The following is a 15939-nucleotide window of genomic DNA, read 5'->3' as shown; positions in this document are numbered from 1 at the left end:
CGACCACAACCCACAAGGAGAGAATCGTGACCCAGAACGAGAAGCTCGCCGAACTGTCCGCCGCCGGAGTGTCGGTGTGGCTGGACGACCTGTCCCGGGACCTGATCAGCTCAGGGGACCTCGCCGAACTCATCAGCACCAAGTCGGTCGTCGGGGTGACCACCAACCCGTCGATCTTCCAGGCCGCGCTGTCGTCGGGCCATGCCTACGACGACCAGGTCAACGAGCTGGCCGCACGGGGCGCCGACGTCGACGCCACCATCCGGACGGTCACCACCGACGACGTGCGCAACGCCTGTGACGTGCTCGCCTCGACCTTCGAGTCGACCGACGGCGTCGACGGACGCGTGTCGATCGAGGTCGATCCGCGCCTCGCCCATGACACCGACGCCACGGTGGCACAGGCCGTGGAGCTGTGGAAGATCGTCGACCGGCCGAACCTGCTCATCAAGATCCCGGCCACCGAGGCCGGGCTCCCCGCGATCAGCAAGGTCATCGCCGAGGGCATCAGCGTGAACGTGACGCTGATCTTCTCGGTCGAGCGCTACGAGAAGGTCATCGCCGCCTACCTCGACGGCCTCGACGCCGCCGCCCAGGCCGGCCACGACCTCTCCCGGATCCACTCCGTCGCCTCGTTCTTCGTGTCGCGGGTGGACACCGAGATCGACAAGCGACTCGACGCCATCGGCACCCCGGAGGCCACCGACCTGAAGGGCAAGGCGGCACTGGCCAACGCGCGCCTCGCATACTCGGCGTACCAGCAGGTCTTCGAGGTCGAATCCCGCTTCCCCGACCTGCTCGCCAAGGGCGCCCGCCCGCAGCGCGCCCTGTGGGCGTCGACCGGTGTGAAGAACCCCGACTACCCGGACACCCTCTACGTGAGCGAGCTCGTCGCACCCAACACGGTCAACACGATGCCGGGCAAGACGATGGACGCCTTCGCCGACCACGGCTGGGTCAACACCGAGTCGATCATCGGTCTCGCCGCCGAGTCGCAGGAGATCTTCGACAAGCTCGTCGCGGTGGGCGTCGACCTGTCCGACGTCTTCCTGGTCCTGGAGAACGAGGGCGTCAGCAAGTTCGAGGACGCGTGGAACGATCTGCTCAGCGCGACCGCCGAGCAACTGTCCGCGGCGAACAAGGGCTGACCCCAGGTGGCGGGAGGCGAGGAGTCAACCGGGACCGGTTCGTGGACCAATCCGCTCCGTGACCCGCAGGACAAACGGCTGCCGCGCATCGCGGGACCGTGCAGCCTGGTCATCTTCGGGGTCACCGGCGACCTCGCCCGCAAGAAGTTGATGCCGGCGGTCTACGACCTCGCCAACCGCGGCCTCCTGCCACCGTCGTTCGCCCTCGTCGGCTTCGCCCGGCGTGACTGGACCGACGAGGACTTCGGCGCCATCGTCCACGACGCCGTCCGTGAACACGCACGGACCGGATTTCGCGAAGAGGTGTGGGAACGCCTCGCCGAGGGATTCCGGTTCGTGCAGGGCGCATTCGACGACGACGCCGCCTTCGACAGGCTGCGCGACACGCTCAAGTCGCTCGATGTCGAACGCGGGACCGACGGCAATCACGCGTTCTACCTGTCGATACCGCCGGGGGCTTTCCCGACGGTCTGCGAGCAGCTCGAGCGCAGCGGTCTCGCCACGCCGACGGGCGACAGCTGGCGACGGGTGGTGATCGAGAAGCCGTTCGGTCACGATCTCGAGTCCGCACGCGAACTCAACGCGATCGTCAACAACGTCTTCCCCGAGTCGTCGGTGTTCCGCATCGACCACTATCTGGGCAAGGAGACCGTCCAGAACATCCTGGCCCTGCGGTTCGCCAATCAGTTGTTCGATCCGCTGTGGAGTTCGCATTACGTCGACCACGTCCAGATCACCATGGCCGAGGACATCGGTCTCGGCGGCCGGGCGGGCTACTACGACGGGATCGGCGCGGCACGCGACGTCATCCAGAACCACCTGCTGCAGCTCATGGCCCTGGTCGCGATGGAGGAGCCGATCTCCTTCGAGCCCAAGCAATTACAGGCCGAGAAGATCAAGGTCCTCGCCGCGACGCGCAACGTCCTGCCGATCGACGAGAACACCGCCCGCGGTCAGTACGGACCCGGATGGCAGGGCAGCGAGAAGGTGCCGGGCCTCAAAGAAGAGGAGGGCTTCGCGAAGGACTCGAAGACCGAGACCTTCGCCGCCATCGCCCTCGAGGTCGACTCCCGTCGCTGGGCAGGGGTCCCGTTCTATCTGCGCACCGGAAAGCGCCTGGGCCGTCGCGTCACCGAGATCGCACTCGTCTTCAAGCGCGCTCCGCACCTGCCGTTCGACCAGACCATGACCGAGGAACTGAGCCAGAACGCGCTCGTGATCCGGATCCAGCCGGACGAGGGCATCACCCTCCGATTCGGGTCGAAGGTCCCCGGGTCGAGCATGGAGGTCCGGGACGTCAACATGGACTTCAGCTACGGCACCGCCTTCACCGAGGCCTCGCCGGAGGCGTACGAGCGTCTTATCCTCGACGTCCTGCTGGGTGAACCCTCGCTGTTCCCCGTCAACGAGGAAGTCGAATTGTCCTGGCGCATCCTCGATCCGGTGCTCGACCATTGGTCCGAGTCGGGGTCGCCCGACACCTACGAGTCCGGGACGTGGGGGCCGCGTTCGGCCGAGGAGATGATGGCCCGCACCGGTCGCGCGTGGCGCCGGCCGTGACGAGACGTCCGTACGCCCGCACCGTCCGATCCGTTCAGGAGGCCTCCCGATGATCGTCGAACTGCCCGACACGTCGACCGGAAAGGTCGCCAAGAAGATCATCGAGGTGCGCGCCGCGGGCGGCGCGCTGAGTCTGGGTCGCGTACTCACCCTGGTCGTGTGCGTCGAACTGGGTGAGCCGATGGAAGGGGCCATCGAGGCGGCGGTCGGCGCGAGCCGCGAGCACCCGAGCCGCGTCATCGTCGTGTATCGCGGTGTGCGCGAAGGCGACTCACGGCTCGATGCGCAGATCCGCGTGGGCGGCGATGCCGGCGCCTCCGAGGTGGTCGTGCTGTCGCTGCAGGGCGAACTCGCCGACCATCCGGACAGCGTGGTGACCCCCTTCCTCCTCCCCGACACCCCGGTCGTCACGTGGTGGCCGGGCAAGGGTCCACGACGCCCCGCCGACGATCCGCTCGGCAAACTCGGGCACCGGCGCATCGTCGACGCGAGCAAGGCGGGCGACTCGCTCGCGGTGCTGGCGCAGCGCCTCGAGACCTACTCCCCCGGCGACACCGACCTCGCCTGGACCCACATCACCCACTGGCGCGCGATCCTCGCGTCCGCGGTCGACCGACCGCCGCACACCCCGATCACCGAGGTCGTGGTCACCGGGTCCCAGAACTCGCCCTCGGTGGACCTGATCGCCGGCTGGCTGCGGTCCACCCTGAACGTCCCGACGCGACGCCGCCGCGGCAGTTTCGAGATCCGACTCCACCGCGACGAGGGTCCGACCATCCTCGCCGTCGACGAGGAGAACAACGCCGTGCTGACGATGCCCGGCAAACCCGATGGACGCGTCGCCATGGGCCGGCGTGAACTTCCCGCGTGTATCGCGGAGGAGCTACGACGACTCGACACCGACGAGGTGTACATCGAAGCACTCAAGGGTGTGCCCGAGGTCGAGTTCACAGATGACACCGAAGGAGTTGCCGCCCGATGACCACCGAGACCCTCGTCTTCGACTCCAAGCAGGAACTCGTCGAGACCGCCGCGACCCGGTTCGTGGACCTCGTGACCCGGGCCCAAGCCGAACGCGGCGTCGCGAGTGTGGTGCTGACCGGCGGCAGCAACGGGATCGGCCTCCTGTCGGCGCTCGCCGCCGACAGCGGCACCATCGACTGGTCCAAGGTCGACATCTACTGGGGCGACGACCGTTTCGTCCCCGCCGACGATCCGGAACGCAATTCGGGTCAGGCGCGCGAGGCGCTGCTCGACACCGTGCCCGTCGACCCGTCGCGGGTGTTCCCGATGGCGCCGTCGGACGGACCGCTCGGCGACGACATCGAGGCCGCCGCCGCGGATTACGCCGCCATTCTCGCCGGCCGGTCGAGCGACGGCGTGGCGCCGGAGTTCGATCTCCATCTGCTCGGCATGGGCGGTGAGGGACACATCAACTCGTTGTTCCCGCACACTGCGGCCACCGCGGAGACCACGAAGTCGGTGGTCGCCGTCGAGGATTCGCCGAAGCCGCCGCCGCGCCGGATCACCCTGACCCTGCCCGTCGTCAACCGTTCCCGGCAGGTGTGGTTCCTGGTCGCCGGCGCCGACAAGGCCGAGGCGGTCGGTGCCGCACACGGTGGCGCGGACCCGGCCGACTGGCCCGCTGCCGGGGCGCGCGGCACCGAGGAAACCATCTGGTTCCTCGACGACGCGGCCGCCGCCGACATCCGGTGACCGTCCGCTAGCCCGAGTTCCGCAGCGCGGTGGCGAGGCCGTTCATGGTGAGCTGGATCCCGCGCCGCACGATCGGGGTGTCCTCCCCCGCGCGGAAGCGCCGCAGCAGCTCGACCTGCAGCAGGTTGAGCGGCTCGAGATACGGGAAGCGGTTGTAGACCGACCGCTTCAGCGCGGCGTTGTCGTGGAGAAGGTCGTCGGTGCCGGTGATCTTCGCGCACATCGCGATCGTCCGCTCGTGTTCGTCGACGATCATGCCGAACACCCGCTCGCGCAGCTCCTCGTCGGGCACCAGCTGTGCGTACCGGTGGGCCAGGCCCATGTCCGACTTCGCCAGTACCTGAGCCATGTTCGACATCACGGTGCGGAAGAACGGCCACTTGGCGTAGTACCGCCGCAACGTCTCCAACCGCTCCGGATCGTCCCCGACCCATTCCTCGAACGCCGAGCCCGTGCCGTACCAGCCGGGCAGCATCACGCGCGACTGCGTCCACGAGAGCACCCACGGGATCGCCCGCAGATCGGAGATCTTCTCGGTCTGCTTGCGCGACGCCGGCCGGCTGCCGATGTTGAGGGCACCGATCTCCGACAGGGGCGTCGAGGTGGTGAAGTACTCGACGAATCCCGGGGTCTCGTGGACCAGCCGGCTGTACGCGGCTCGCGCCTTCGCCGCGATGTCGTCCATGATTTCGTAGGCCGAATCGGATTCGTCGCCGAGGCCTTCGGTGTCCAGGAGCGAGGACTCGATGGTCGCGGCGAGCAGCGTCTCCAGGTTGCGCCGCGCCGTGACCGGTTCGGCGTACTTCGCGGCGATGATCTCGCCCTGCTCGGTGATGCGCAGCGAGCCCTGAACCGCGCCGGGCGGCTGGGCCAGGATGGCGTCGTAACTGGGACCACCGCCGCGCCCGACGGTCCCGCCGCGCCCATGGAACAGACGCAACCTGATGCCCGACCGCGACGCCACGTCGACCAGATCGAGCTCGGCGCGGTAGAGCGCCCAGTTCGCGGCCATGTAGCCGCCGTCCTTGTTCGAGTCCGAGTAGCCGAGCATGATCTCCTGAATCCCGTTCTGGGACTCGACCATCGCCCGATAGAACGGGACGTCGAGAACGGCGAGGAGGGTCGCTGCGCCCTGCTGGAGATCCTCGATCGTCTCGAACAGCGGAACCACGCGGACCGTACAGCGTGGCGTTCCGTCATTCGGATCGTAGAGGCCTGCCTCCTTGAGCAGGATCAGCGCCTCGAGCATGTCACTGACCGAGGTGCACATGCTGATCACGTAGTTGGGCACGGCCGCGGGGCCGAAGGTCGCGACGCCCTGGCGGCGGCCCGGACGATTCCGAGTTCCTTGGTGGCCAGCTCGCTCAGCTCGGCGTCGGGACTGGTCAGCGGTCGGCGCGCACGCAGTTCCGCGGAGAGGATCTCGACGCGCTCGGACTCGTCGAGCGACGCATAGTCCGGATGCACACCCGCCCACGCGAGCAGCTCGGCGACCACTTCCTCGTGCATGTCGGAGTTCTGCCGCATGTCCAGTCCGGACAGGTGGAACCCGAAGGTGCGCACGGCTTCTCGCAGAGCGAGCAACCGGTCGTCGGCGATCGTGTCGTCGTTGTTCGCGCGCAGCGCGCCGTCGATCACATCGAGGTCGGCGAGGAGTTCGGCGGCGTCGCCGTACGGCTGTTTCCCGTCGATGAGGAAGAGGTCGCTCGAGGTGAGGAAGTCGTCGTCGAACATCTCCCGGGCGGTCGCCACCAGACGGGACCGGATGGAGCGCAGGGCGAGCCGGAAGGGTTCGTCGGCCCCCGGGTCGTCGGCGTCGGCCCCGGCGAGGTCGAACAGGGTGTCGCTGGCGTCGATGAGCCGGGCCGACATGCTGAGTTCCTGTGCGAGACTCTCGAGTTCGGCCAGGTGGTGTCCGACGGCGGTCTGCGCGGCGAGCGTGGTGGCCAGGGTCACCACCTCGGAGTTCACGAACGGATTGCCGTCGCGGTCGCCGCCGATCCACGACCCCATCCGGATCATCGGTTCGTCGGCGAGTCCGGCGTCGGGGTACGTCGAGCGCAGCGCGGTGCGTACCGCGGTGTTGATGGCGGGCACGACCTCGAAGAACGAGGCGTCGTAATAGCGGAGCCCGGAACGGATCTCGTCCTGGATGGTGAGACGTTCGAGCCGGATGAGGGCGGTCTGCCAGAGCGTCAGGATCTGCCGCCGGATCGACTCGGTGACCGCCGCGTCCTCGTCCGGCATCAGTTCGGTCCGGCCGCGGAACCGCATCAGCTCGGTGATGCGGTTCTGGGCCTCGAAGACGGTGCGTCGGCGGGTCTCGGTGGGGTGAGCGGTGATGACCGGCACCACGGCGGCATCGGCCAGCGCCCGGCCGACCTCGTCGTCGCCGAGTCCCGCCTCGGCGAGCTTGCGGTAGGTGGCGGCGAGGCTGCTGTCCTGGGGCGGGTCTCCGGCCCGGACGTGGATGGCGCGGCGCCGCTCACGGTGGATGTCCTCGGCCAGGTTCGCCAGCAGGGCGAAGTGGCTGAACGCGCGGATGACCGGGACCGCGGTGGAGATGTCCAGATCGACGAACATGTCGGCGAGTTCGGTGCGGTCGATCTCGTTGCGGCGCACCCGGAATGCGGCCACGCGGGCGGCTTCGACGAGATCGAAGACGTCGCTGCCGGAGTGCTCGCGGACGACGTCACCCAGGATCCCGCCGAGAAGGCGGATGTCCTCCCGTAGGGGTTCGGTGAGTGCTCGGCCCTCGTCGTCGACGACGATGTGGTCGACGATGGAGATCGATGGGCGCCAGTCCGGGACTCCCCGCGCGGGACGGTTTCACTCATGCCGTCAAGTATCCCGGCAACTCACGGGCGCGGCATCCCGAGGCGCGTACGGTGGCTAGCCGGACAGTTTGATGTCGACGCCCACGCCGACGATGAAGATCACCCAGATGAGCCCGACGAAGATCGTCAACCGGTCCAGGTTGCGTTCGACGACGCTCGAGCCCGAGAGGCTGGACTGGACACCGCCGCCGAACAGCGACGACAGACCGCCACCCTTGCCGCGGTGCAGCAGGATGAGCACGATCAGCAACACGCTGGTCACGATCAATCCGATGTCGAGTGCACCTTGCACAGTCACGAGTCGCAACGCCCTTCCGTAAAGCCCCTACATACAGCTGTGGCAGGTCAACCCCCGAAAAGAGGCCAACCTGCCACAGTGTACGCGTGGGTGCGACCCGTCAGGGCAAGGGGCCACCCGCGGCGATCGCCGACAGCGTCGCGAACTCGTCGGACTTCAGCGATGCGCCGCCGACCAGGGCGCCGTCGACGTCGGGACGTCCGACGATGTCGCCGACGTTCTTGGCGTTGACCGATCCGCCGTAGAGGATCCGCACCGATGCCGCGGTCTCGGCGTCGGCGATCTCGACCAGCGCCTCACGGATCGCCTTGCACACCTCCTGGGCGTCGTCCGCACTCGCCACCCGGCCGGTGCCGATCGCCCAGACCGGCTCGTACGCGATGACGGTCTGAGCGATCTCGGCCGCGGACAGACCGGCGAGCGATCCCTTGAGCTGCGCCACGTTGTAGGCCACGTGGTCGCCGGCCTCGCGGACGTCGAGCCCCTCACCGATGCACACGATCGGGGTGAGTTCGTGCTTGAGCGCGGCCTTGGTCTTGGCCAGCACGACCTCATCGGTCTCGTTGTGCAGGGTGCGCCGCTCGGAGTGCCCGACCACCACGAAGGTGCAGCCGAGCTTCGCGAGGAACGCACCGCTGATCTCGCCGGTGTAGGCGCCCGAGTCGTGCGCCGACAGGTCTTGCGCACCGTAGGTGAGCAGGAGCTTGTCGCCGTCGACGACCGTCTGCACGCTGCGGATGTCGGTGAACGGCGGGATGACCGTCACATCGACCTTGTCGAAGTACTTCGCCGGGAGGGCGAAGGCGATCTTCTGAACCAGCGCGATGGCCTCGAGGTGGTTCAGATTCATCTTCCAGTTGCCCGCGATGAGCGGTTTACGAGTTGCCATGGATCAGCTCTCCAGAACCTTCAGTCCGGGGAGTTCCTTGCCCTCGAGGTACTCCAGCGATGCGCCACCTCCGGTGGAGATGTGCGAGAAATCGGAGTCGGGCAGACCCAGAGTGCGGACCGCGGCCGCCGAGTCGCCGCCGCCGACCACGGTGAACGCGCCGTTGCCGGTCGCGCCCGCGATGACCTCGGCGACACCGCGGGTGCCCGCCGAGAACTTCTCGAACTCGAACACGCCCGACGGACCGTTCCAGAAGATGGTCTTGGCACCCGAGAGGACCGCGGCGAATCGCTTCACCGACTCCGGTCCGATGTCGAGCCCCATCCAGCCGTCGGGAATGGCGTCGGACGCCACCGTGTCCGACTCGGCGTCCGCGGCGAACTTGTCGGCCACCACGACGTCGACGGGCAGGTGGATCACGTCGCCGAACCGCTCCAGCAGGCTCTTGCAGACGTCGATCTGATCTTCCTGCAGCAGCGAGGAGCCCACCGAATGCCCTTGTGCGGCAAGGAAGGTGAACGCCATACCGCCGCCGATGACCAGCGTGTCGACCTTGGGTGCCAACGCCTCGATGACGCCGAGCTTGTCCGAGACCTTCGACCCGCCGAGGACGACCGCGTAGGGACGCGTCACCTCTTCGGTGAGCTTGGACAGCACGTCGACCTCGGCCTCCACCAGCTCGCCCGCGTAGTGCGGGAGCAGCTTGGCGACGTCGTAGACCGAGGCCTGCTTGCGATGCACCACTCCGAAGCCGTCGGAGACGAACGCGCCGTCGTCGCCGACGAGCTCGACCAGCGCCTTGGCGAGCGCCTCGCGCTCGGCGTCGTCCTTGGCGGTCTCCCGCGGATCGAAGCGGATGTTCTCCAGCAGCAGGACGTCGCCGTCGGTGAGTCCTTCCGCGCGGGCCAGCGCGTCGGTGCCGACAACGTCACCGGCGAGCTGCACGTTGCGGCCGAGTTCCTCACCGAGGCGGGCGGCCACCGGTGCCAGCGAGAACTTCGGATCCGGCTCGCCCTTCGGACGACCCAGGTGCGCGGTGATGATCACCTTGGCACCGGCGTCGATGAGCGCGTTGAGCGTCGGCAGGGACGCGAGGATGCGACCCGGATCGGTGATCGTCGACCCGTCGAGCGGGACGTTGAAATCCGACCGGACCAGCACACCCCTGCCCGAAACACCTTCGTCCAGAAGGTCTTTCAGAGTGGGAACACCCATGAGGCGTTGACTCCTAAGGTCGTTGGGGGTGGGTCAGAGCGACTTGCCGACGAGACCGATGAGGTCGACGAGGCGGTTGGAGTAGCCCCACTCGTTGTCGTACCAGGACACGACCTTGGCCTGGTCGTCGATCACCTTGGTCAGGCCGGCGTCGAACAGCGAGCTGTGCGGGTCGGTGACGATGTCGGACGAGACGATCGGTGCGTCGTAGTACTTCAGGATGCCCTTGAGCGGACCGTCGGCAGCGGCCTTGAGCGCGGCGTTGATCTGCTCGGCGGTGGCGGTCTTCGACAGCTGGGCGGTGAGGTCGGTGACCGAACCGGTGGGGATCGGGACACGCAGCGCGTAGCCGTCGAGCTTGCCCTTCAGCTCCGGGAGCACCAGGCCGATGGCCTTGGCGGCACCGGTCGAGGTCGGCACGATGTTGATGGCGGCGGCGCGGGCGCGACGCAGGTCCTTGTGCGGGCCGTCCTGCAGGTTCTGGTCCTGGGTGTAGGCGTGGATCGTGGTCATGAGGCCCTTGACGATGCCGAACTCGTCGTTGAGGACCTTGGCCAGCGGGCCGAGGCAGTTGGTGGTGCACGAGGCGTTCGAGATGATGTTCTGGCTGCCGTCGTACTTGTCGTCGTTGACGCCCATCACGATGGTGATGTCCTCGTCCGAGGCGGGGGCGGAGATGATGACCTTCTTTGCGCCGGCATCGAGGTGTCCCTGAGCCTTGGCGCGGGCGGTGAAGATGCCGGTCGACTCGACGACCACGTCGACGCCCAGGTCGCCCCACGGGATGGCGGCCGGACCTTCCTTGACCTCGAGGGCCTTGATCTTCTGCTCACCGACGACGATGGTGTCGTCGCCCTCGAGGGTGACGTCGTCGGACAGGCGACCGAGGATGGAGTCGAACTTCAGCAGGTGCGCGAGGGTCGCGTTGTCGGTCAGGTCGTTGACCGCGACGATCTCGATGTCGGTGGTGCCCAAAGCTTTTTGCGCTTCGACGGCACGGAAGAAGTTGCGGCCGATCCGGCCGAATCCGTTGACGCCTACCCGAACAGTCACAGTTGTGCTCCTTAGCGGTATTCATGGTCGGGCCTGGTGGTCAAGCCCGGTCTGGCCGCGCGTGAGCGGTCAGCGAAGCACACCTGAGTGGTCACGCCTCCGCCCACGTCGCCACCAGCCTAGTAGGCGACCCTCTGCTCGGCACACCGCAGGTCCGTGTCAGGCCTCGTCGAGCAGCTCGGAGGTCACCGCGGATTCGGTGTCGGGGATGCCGTCCTGGCGGGCCTTCTTGTCGGCCATCGACAGCAGGCGGCGGATACGCCCGGCGACGGCGTCCTTGGTCATCGGCGGGTCGGCGAGCTGACCGAGCTCCTCCAGCGACGCCTGCCGGTGGGTGATCCGGAGCTGTCCGGCCGCGATCAGATGGTCGGGCACCTCGTCGCCGAGGATGTCCAGCGCGCGTTCCACGCGGGCCGCGGCGGCGACCGCCGCACGCGCCGATCGACGCAGATTGGCGTCGTCGAAGTTGGCCAGGCGGTTGGCGGTGGCGCGCACCTCACGCCGCATCCGTCGTTCCTCCCACACAAGCCTCGTGTCGTGGGCCCCCATCCGGGTCAGCAACGCCCCGATGGCCTCGCCGTCGCGGATGACAACGCGGTCGGCCCCGCGGACCTCGCGGGCCTTGGCCGTGACACCGAGGCGTCGGGCCGCGCCGACGAGGGCGAGCGCCGCCTCCGGCCCGGGACAGCTGACCTCCAGGGCCGACGACCGGCCCGGCTCGGTGAGCGAGCCGTGCGCGAGAAATGCTCCGCGCCAGGCGGCCTCGGCGTCGGCGACACTACCGCCGACGACCTGGGCGGGCAGGCCGCGCACCGGGCGGCCGCGCAGGTCGAGCAGCCCGGTCTGTCGTGCCAGGCCCTCGCCGTCCTTGGTGATCCGCACGATGTAGCGCGCCGACTTCCGCAGCCCGCCACCGCGCAGGACGTGGACGTCCGAGGCGTAGCCGTAGAGGTCGTGGATCTCGCGGCGCAACCGGCGCGCCACGTTGCCCATGTCCACCTCGGCCTCGACCACCACGCGACCCGCGACGATGTGCAGACCGCCGGCGAAACGCAGCAGCGCGGACACCTCGGCTCTCCGGCAACTCACCTGAGTCACCGACAGGCGACTGAGTTCGTCCTTCACCGCCGCCGTCATCGCCACCGGTACCTGTCCTCCTGTCAACAGACCACACGTCCCTCGAGTGAAAATCGCGGAGACATCGCCCGAATCAGGCGTCCGCTCGGTCAGAGTAACGGGTCAGTTCACCTTCGCACAGTTCGTTCACCACGGCGGCGACTTTCGCCGGGTCATGGACCTGCCGGCCCGGCACCGCGACGTCTCCGACATTCAGCTCCGCGCCGAACAATCCGGCCGCACGCACGAGGTGATCGCGCTCCCGTCCCGCGGGCACCGACGACGCGTCCACGAGGACGTGGTCGACGCGGAAGGTGTTCGCATGGGCGTGCAGCACATGGAGGTGACGCTCGACCGAGAACCCCGGGGTCTCCCCCGGCTCGGGGGCCAGATTGACCACGAGCACCTTGCGAGCGCTGCTGCGCTGCAAGGCCTTCAACTGTTCGGGCACGAGCACGTGCGGGATCACGCTCGAGAACCAGGAGCCCGGCCCCAGCATCAGCAGGTCGGCCGATTCTATTGCGGTCAGCGCCGATTCGCAGGCCGGCGGGTCGCCGGGCAACAGCCGGACGCGGCGCACCTTGCCGGGCGTGGTGGCCACCGCGACCTGTCCCCGGATCTCGCGACTGATGCGTGGATCGGCCTCGAGTCCCGACACGTCGGCCTCGATGTCGAGGGGCACGGTCGACATCGGCAGCACGTGCCCCGTGATGCCGAAGATCTCCCGCAACTCGGCGAGGGCCCCCACGGTGTCGCCGAGCACCTCGGTGAGTCCGGCGAGGAGCAGATTGCCGATCGGATGCCCGGCGAGCGCCCCACGGCCGCCGAAGCGGTGCTGGAGCACCTCGGCCCACAGTTCGTGCCGGCGGCGGGCCGCCGGGCCGTCGGCGGCCTGTGCGTCCGGCAAGCCGTCGGGCGTACTCATCAAGGCGGCGAGCGCCATTCGCAGGTCACCGGGTGGAATGAGTCCGAGTTCGGCGCGCAACCGTCCCGACGACCCCCCGTCGTCGGCGACGGTGACCACCGCGGTGATGTCGGCGCTCAGATAGCGCATCGCGGTCAGCGTCGCGTACAGGCCGTGACCGCCGCCGAGCGCGACGATCCGGGGCTCCCGGGAACTCATTCGCGCCCCAGATCACGATGCATGACCCGGACGTCATAGGACGCGTGGCCGGCGTCGTCGACGGCGCGGCGCAACCGAGCCGACAGTTCCTCGGCGATGGCGACACTGCGGTGCTTGCCGCCGGTGCAGCCGACGCTGATGGTCATGTAGCGCTTGCCTTCCCGCAGGTAACCGCGGCCGACGATCGAGACCAGGCCGGTGTAGAGGTCGAGGAATCCGTCGGCGTCCGGCTGGCCGAGGACATAGTCGCGGACCGGCGCCTCCCGGCCGTTGTGATCGCGCAGTTCGTCGATCCAGTGCGGATTGGGCAGGAAGCGGACGTCGGCGACGAGATCGGAATCGATGGGCAGACCGTACTTGAAGCCGAACGACTGCACCGCGATCGACAGCCGCGGTTCGGTGTCGCCCGGCGCGACGCCCTCGACGATCGCGCGCAGTTTGGCCGCGGTCAGCGCCGACGTCTCCACCACCAGATCGGCCACGTTCTTGATCGGGGCGAGGATCGCCCGTTCGCGGGCGATCCCCTCGACGAGGGTTTCCTTGCCCTGCAACGGATGTCGGCGACGAACCTGCTCGAAACGGCGAACCAGCACCTGGTCGCTGGCGTCGAGGTAGAGGAGCCGGGTCCGGATCCCGGACTCTTCGAGACGGTCCCGCAGCTGTTCGAGCTGATGGGCCAGGTTGGCGTCGGACGCGCGCAAGACCATGGCGAGCCGGGTGATCGCCGGATCGTCTTCGCGGACCATCCCGACCATCGTCGAGATCAGCGAGGGAGGCACGTTGTCGGCGACGTACCAGCCGTCGTCCTCGAGCACGTTCGCCGCGGTGGAGCGTCCCGCGCCGGACATCCCCGTCACGAACAGGACGGTGAAGTCGGTGTCGTTCGCCTCGGCGATCGCCGCGCTCTGCACTTCGGTGTGGTCACTCATCGGCACCTCGTCCCGCGTCACCGGTCGCCACCGTCATCTCCTTCTCGGCCCGCTCCGGGATCGGGGCCGGGTTCGGGGTCTGGTCGGGCGCCGCCACCTCGCCGGAGAGCGCGGTCTGGACCGCACGCGCCGTGGTGAGGCCGATCCCGGGCACCTGGGATATCTCATCCAACGATGCCTCGCGCAGGCGCGCAACCGAACCGAAGTGGGTCACCAGCGCGGTGCGGCGGGTTCGGCCGAGGCCGGGGACCCCGTCGAGCACCGACTCGGTCATGCGCTTGCTGCGCTTGCTGCGGTGGAACGTGATGGCGAACCGATGGGCCTCGTCGCGCACCCGTTGCAGCAGGAACAGTGCCTGGCTGTTGCGCGGCAGGATCATCGGGTCGTCGTCGCCGGGCACCCATACCTCCTCGAGGCGTTTGGCGAGCCCGATCACCGAGACGTCGGTGATGCCGAGTTCGTCGAGGACCGCCGCGGCGGCGTGCACCTGGGGCGCACCGCCGTCGACGACGAAGAGGTTCGGCGGGTAGGCGAACTTCCGCGGTTGCGCCGTGGTGTCGGCCGCCGCGCTGATCTCGCCGGACACCGGTGGCGGCGCATCGCGGTCGGTGCGGTGGCGCAGGAACCGGCGTCGGGTGACCTCGGCGATGGACGCGACGTCGTCGGATCGGCCCTCGCCGGCGGCGTGCCGGATCGAGTAGTGCCGATAGTCGGACTTACGCGGCAGACCGTCTTCGAAGACCACGAGGGAGGCGACCACATCGGTGCCCTGCACGTGCGAGATGTCGACGCACTCGATGCGCAGCGGCGCCTGATCGAGCAGTAGCGACTCCTGCAGTTCGGTGAGCGCCGCCGATCGGGTCGTGAGATCGCCCGCGCGTCGGAGTTTGTGCTGCGCAAGGGCTTCGCCGGCGTTGCGGGCGACGGTCTCGAACAGCGCCTTCTTGTCGCCGCGCTGGGGCACCCGCAACCGCACCCGGCTGCCGCGGAGACCGGACAGCCACTCCTCGAGCTCCTCGGCGTCGGACGGCAACTCCGGCACCAGCACCTCACGAGGTATCGACTCCCCGTGTGCCCGATCGGTCCCGACGTCGACGGTGGCGTCGAAATCGACCTGGGCGCCGTAGAACTGGGTGATGAACTCCCCCACCACATCGCCGTCGGTGCCGTTGTCGCTGCGCTCGACCACCCATCCGCGCTGGCCGCGCACCCGTCCGTCGCGGACGTGGAACACCTGGACCGACACCTCGAGCTGATCGCCGGCGAGCGCGATCACGTCGGCGGTGGTGCCGTCGCCGAGCACGACCGCCTGCTTCTCCATGGCGCGTCGCATCGCACCGATGTCGTCACGCAACCGCGCGGCACGCTCGAAGTCGAGCTCCTCGGCCGCGACGTTCATGTCCCGTTCCATCTTGCGGATCATCAGGTCGGTGCGGCCGGCGAGGAAATCGCAGAAGTCCTCGACGATCTCCCGGTGTTCCTCGGCATCCACCCGCCCGACGCAGGGGGCGGAGCACTTGTCGATGTAGCCGAGCAGACACGGGCGGTCGATCTGCCGGTGCCGTTTGAACACTCCGGCCGAGCAGGTCCGGGCCGGGAAGACCCGGGTCAGCAGGTCGACCGTCTCGCGGATCGCCCACGCGTGCGCGTACGGACCGAAGTAGCGCACGCCGCGCCGACGCGGACCCCGATACACGAACAGGCGCGGATACTCCTCGTTCAGGGTGACCGCGAGCATCGGGTAGCTCTTGTCGTCGCGGTAGCGGACGTTGAAGCGCGGGTCGAATTCCTTGATCCAGTTGTATTCGAGCTGCAGAGCCTCGACCTCGGTGCCGACCACCGTCCACTCGACGGAAGCGGCTGTCGTCACCATCTGACGGGTGCGGGGGTGCAGCGAGGCGATGTCGGCGAAGTACGACGTCAGCCTCGACCGGAGGTTCTTGGCCTTGCCCACGTAGATGACACGACGATGCTCGTCGCGGAACTTGTACACCCCGGGATCGGTCGGGATGGACCCCGGGGCGGGTCGGTAGGTAGTCGGGTCGGCCACGTGTT

12 protein-coding genes and 1 pseudogene are annotated in these 15939 nt (G+C 68.3%); 4 read left to right on the top strand and 9 right to left on the bottom strand.

Annotation, left to right across the window (positions count from 1 at the left end; translation table 11 throughout):
• The first annotated feature begins 26 nt into the window (after positions 1-26).
• From tal to pgl, 4 genes are read left to right on the top strand one after another with little or no spacing between them, the layout of a single operon-like run.
• Positions 27-1148 carry a transaldolase gene (gene tal, locus QAD21_RS11455; RefSeq protein ID WP_205333436.1) on the top strand — a complete coding sequence of 374 codons (1122 nt, stop codon included), beginning with the start codon at positions 27-29 and terminating at the stop codon, positions 1146-1148.
• 6 nt (positions 1149-1154) lie between these two features.
• Entirely contained in the window at positions 1155-2708 is a 1554-nt protein-coding gene (gene zwf / locus QAD21_RS11450) for a glucose-6-phosphate dehydrogenase (RefSeq protein WP_247452021.1), read from the top strand.
• Positions 2709-2757: 49 nt separating this feature from the next.
• Complete coding sequence (locus QAD21_RS11445; protein WP_058250370.1) at positions 2758-3690, top strand: glucose-6-phosphate dehydrogenase assembly protein OpcA; 933 nt, start codon at positions 2758-2760, stop codon at positions 3688-3690.
• On the top strand, positions 3687-4424 hold the full coding sequence (gene pgl / locus QAD21_RS11440; protein WP_058250369.1) for a 6-phosphogluconolactonase: 738 nt from the start codon (positions 3687-3689) through the stop codon (positions 4422-4424). The genes QAD21_RS11445 and pgl overlap by 4 nt, the downstream gene beginning before the upstream one ends.
• Positions 4425-4431: 7 nt before the next feature.
• Here the strand turns inward: pgl and ppc are convergent.
• The 9 genes and pseudogenes from ppc to uvrC all read right to left on the bottom strand — a co-directional run bounded on the left by ppc (position 4432) and on the right by uvrC (position 15934).
• Positions 4432-7261, bottom strand: a pseudogene (gene ppc, locus QAD21_RS11435) (phosphoenolpyruvate carboxylase).
• A gap of 55 nt (positions 7262-7316) precedes the next feature.
• A complete protein-coding gene (gene secG / locus QAD21_RS11430) occupies positions 7317-7553 on the bottom strand; it encodes a preprotein translocase subunit SecG (protein ID WP_010841002.1) in 237 nt (78 codons plus the stop codon).
• Positions 7554-7659: 106 nt separating this feature from the next.
• Positions 7660-8448, bottom strand: coding sequence for a triose-phosphate isomerase (gene tpiA / locus QAD21_RS11425; RefSeq protein ID WP_065632152.1), 789 nt, complete (start codon positions 8446-8448; stop codon positions 7660-7662).
• Positions 8449-8451: 3 nt separating this feature from the next.
• Complete coding sequence (locus tag QAD21_RS11420) at positions 8452-9663, bottom strand: phosphoglycerate kinase (protein ID WP_280361495.1); 1212 nt, start codon at positions 9661-9663, stop codon at positions 8452-8454.
• 33 nt (positions 9664-9696) lie between these two features.
• Positions 9697-10716, bottom strand: a complete 1020-nt coding sequence (gap, locus tag QAD21_RS11415; protein WP_058250365.1) for a type I glyceraldehyde-3-phosphate dehydrogenase — start codon at positions 10714-10716, stop codon at positions 9697-9699.
• A 159-nt stretch (positions 10717-10875) separates the two neighbouring features.
• Complete coding sequence (whiA, locus tag QAD21_RS11410; RefSeq protein ID WP_174316851.1) at positions 10876-11853, bottom strand: DNA-binding protein WhiA; 978 nt, start codon at positions 11851-11853, stop codon at positions 10876-10878.
• Positions 11854-11926: 73 nt separating this feature from the next.
• Positions 11927-12955 (bottom strand): uridine diphosphate-N-acetylglucosamine-binding protein YvcK, encoded by a 1029-nt coding sequence (yvcK, locus tag QAD21_RS11405; RefSeq protein ID WP_058250364.1) that lies wholly within the window; start codon positions 12953-12955, stop codon positions 11927-11929.
• The gene (gene rapZ, locus QAD21_RS11400) at positions 12952-13884 is read right to left on the bottom strand and encodes an RNase adapter RapZ (protein WP_065632222.1); all 933 of its coding nucleotides are present in this window, start codon (positions 13882-13884) and stop codon (positions 12952-12954) included. The genes yvcK and rapZ overlap by 4 nt, the downstream gene beginning before the upstream one ends.
• Positions 13877-15934, bottom strand: coding sequence for an excinuclease ABC subunit UvrC (gene uvrC, locus QAD21_RS11395; protein WP_065632150.1), 2058 nt, complete (start codon positions 15932-15934; stop codon positions 13877-13879). Before uvrC ends, rapZ begins: the two co-directional genes overlap by 8 nt.
• Positions 15935-15939: the final 5 nt, after the last annotated feature.

This window comes from Gordonia sp. SMJS1 (assembly GCF_029866425.1).
Classification (GTDB): domain Bacteria; phylum Actinomycetota; class Actinomycetes; order Mycobacteriales; family Mycobacteriaceae; genus Gordonia; species Gordonia hongkongensis.
The sequence above is the reverse complement of the archived record's forward strand: the minus strand, read 5'-3'. Positions and strand labels throughout refer to the sequence as shown.